The following is a 591-nucleotide window of genomic DNA, read 5'->3' as shown; positions in this document are numbered from 1 at the left end:
GCTCGCCGTCGCCGTTGGTCAGGATGATGCTCGCGCCCTTGGCGGTACCGGTGATGCCCAGTGAGCCGTCAGTCACGCCTTCCGCACCGGTGAAGGTGGTTTTGACGGACTTCAGGGTCGTGGTGTCACAGTTTTCCAGTTTGATTTCAAAATTACGCGGTACGGAAGTACCGGTGTTGCCGCTGGCCTTCAGCGCCACGTTGGACACCTGCCCCAGATTCACGGTCTGGTCGATGCTGTCCGGGTTAATGGAGCACGGTGCGTCGATAATGGAGCCGGTGAAGGTTACTTTACCGTGGCCCTGATCTGCCGCCTGTGCAGACGCCGCCAGAACCAGACCCATTACCGAAGCCAGAGCAACTTTTTTGAAGTTCATACGTATATCCTTTAAATTAATTAAGTCCTTGGGAAATAACACTCAGCGTTCATCCGCGTTTATTTACTAAACGCAGTTAATAACTGATTATTTTATTAATGCCTGGTTGCTCAGCGATATTAACGAATGAATTACATTTAATATCAGCATTCATTTTCATAGCCAGAATGGTTTTCTCTGGAATTTGATAACTGAACACTTTGAACCAAACTGTT

At 48.6% G+C, this 591-nt stretch carries 1 protein-coding gene; it reads right to left on the bottom strand.

Annotated elements, in window-relative coordinates:
* On the bottom strand, nucleotides 1-376 hold a 376-nt coding region (locus IEX01_RS21435; RefSeq protein ID WP_188724531.1), incomplete at its 3' end, for a fimbrial protein.
* Nucleotides 377-591 lie beyond the last annotated feature (215 nt).

This window comes from Franconibacter daqui, from assembly GCF_014644275.1.
GTDB lineage: Bacteria > Pseudomonadota > Gammaproteobacteria > Enterobacterales > Enterobacteriaceae > Franconibacter > Franconibacter pulveris.
Note: the sequence above shows the minus strand (reverse complement) of the source record. Positions and strands in the feature narration are given on the sequence as shown.